The following is a 1,812-nucleotide window of genomic DNA, read 5'->3' on the forward strand; positions in this document are numbered from 1 at the left end:
CATAGGTCTTCTCGATCCAGCGGGCCTGGAAACTGTCCTCCGAGACACGCACCACGCTGACGACATCGACGGTGCGGGATTTGCGGCCGATATCGGCGAACGGGTCATTCGTCTTTGCGTATTCATTGAGGGTCGTTGCTGCCGCCGCGGTGACGAAGTCATAGGCTGAGAGCCAGTTCTCGCGTACGACCACCGGGTCCACGCTGAGGCCGCGCACATGAGAGATGAAATTTGCGAGGTGATGCGCGATCTGGGCGTCTGTCGGCCTGTAGCGTTCTGTCGCCGGGGCGACCGCGCGGGCAGCGCCTGTCTCATCGACTTCGACAATATAGGGCGTGACGCTGGATTGAAGGCTCCGCCAGACAAGCGCGCCGGAGGTTGCGAAGCAGAGCCCAAGGCAGCCAAGGGCCATCAGCCGCCAGTTCTTCGCCTGGACACGGGCGGATCCGATGCGCTCGTCCCACACCTGTCCCGCCTTCTGATAAGGCGTCTCCGGGAACGGGCTTGTTCCATAATGTGATGCTGTTCGCTTGAAGGCCATTGTCTACTCGTCCTTGTCCTGAAGGCTTGGAGCGGCGCCGCCGGAGCCCCGGTCGCCGTCGCGCAGCGAATGTGCGGCGATCTGGCCGGCATGGCTCATGCGCTGGCCGCGCTCCATGCGCCGGGCCGAGCCGGGGCTCTGCGCAGTCGATGTATCGGTCGATTGGCTGTTGCTGCCGGTAGTGGTACCGCCGGTGGCGCGCCAGGCGCTTTCGCTGCCGCGCCGGTAGGCATCCTGAAAGGTATTGGCAGGCCGGGCAACCGTCCGGCGGATGGCATCACCGCCGGCGCGCGCGATACCAGCAAGCCCGGCGGCAACACCTGCGGGACCGGTTGCACCTGACGCGACCGCACCCAACGTGTAGGAGGTGCGGGCGGCGCCCGCCATGGATGCGCCGGCCTTGACGGCGGTGGAGACGCCGCCGGCGGCTGCTCGGGCTCCCATGCCAGCGGCATAAGTCCCTGCCGCCACGCCCATGACGGCCCCTGCGGCAGACCCTGCGCCGAGTTGCGGAGCGCCGGTGATGAGGCCGCTCGCAATGCCGGGGCCGAAGATGCCCATCCAGAAGAAGACGAGGGCCGCAAGCACGGTGCCCATGACTTGAGCGAGCGTGATATCGTCGCTGGTTCGGAACGCATCCGTGATCGAGCCGAACAGCGTCGATCCGATGCCGATGATCACGGCGAGGACCATCAGCTTGACGCCGGACGTGATGACGTTACCGAGCACACGTTCGGCGAGGAATGACGTCTTGTTCCAGAGCGCGAACGGGACCAGCACGAATCCGGCAAGCGTGGTCAGCTTGAACTCCAGGATGGTGATGAACAGCTGCACTGACAGCACGAAGAAGGCGATCATGATCACCGCCCAGGCGATGAACATGACGCCAATCATGATGAAGTTGTGGAAGAAGGCGATCGGGCCGACCATATCGCCGATCTCCTCGAGCAGCGGCTTTGCAGCCTCGAGGCCGACGCCGGCGATGAATCCCGGTCGCAGGAGGTCCTCAGCTGTCATGCCGGAGCCGCTGGCGGTCAGGCCGAGATCAGCAAAGCTCGCAAAGACAATGTCGGCGAGCAGCGCGAAGTTGCCGATGATGAAGGCGAAGAAGCCGACATAGAGGACTTTCTTCAGAAGGCCGGAGATTACGTCTGTATTCTGACCGAGCGCCCAGAAGAGGCCAGCCAGCGTGATGTCGATGGCAATGAGCGTGGTCGAGAGGTAAGCGACATCGCCCGCCAGCAGGCCGAAGCCGCTGTCGATATAGGCGA

General features: G+C 64.1%; 2 protein-coding genes. Both read right to left on the minus strand.

Annotated elements, in window-relative coordinates:
• Positions 1–541 (minus strand): conjugal transfer protein TrbF (gene trbF / locus HY26_RS17885; RefSeq protein WP_112074258.1); only part of this gene is annotated, 541 nt, incomplete at its 3' end.
• Between the two features lie 3 nt (positions 542–544).
• On the minus strand, positions 545–1,812 hold a 1,268-nt coding region (trbL, locus tag HY26_RS17890; RefSeq protein ID WP_112074259.1), incomplete at its 5' end, for a P-type conjugative transfer protein TrbL.

It is taken from the genome of Hyphomonas sp. GM-8P (assembly GCF_003263315.1).
Classification (GTDB): Bacteria; Pseudomonadota; Alphaproteobacteria; order Caulobacterales; family Hyphomonadaceae; genus Hyphomonas.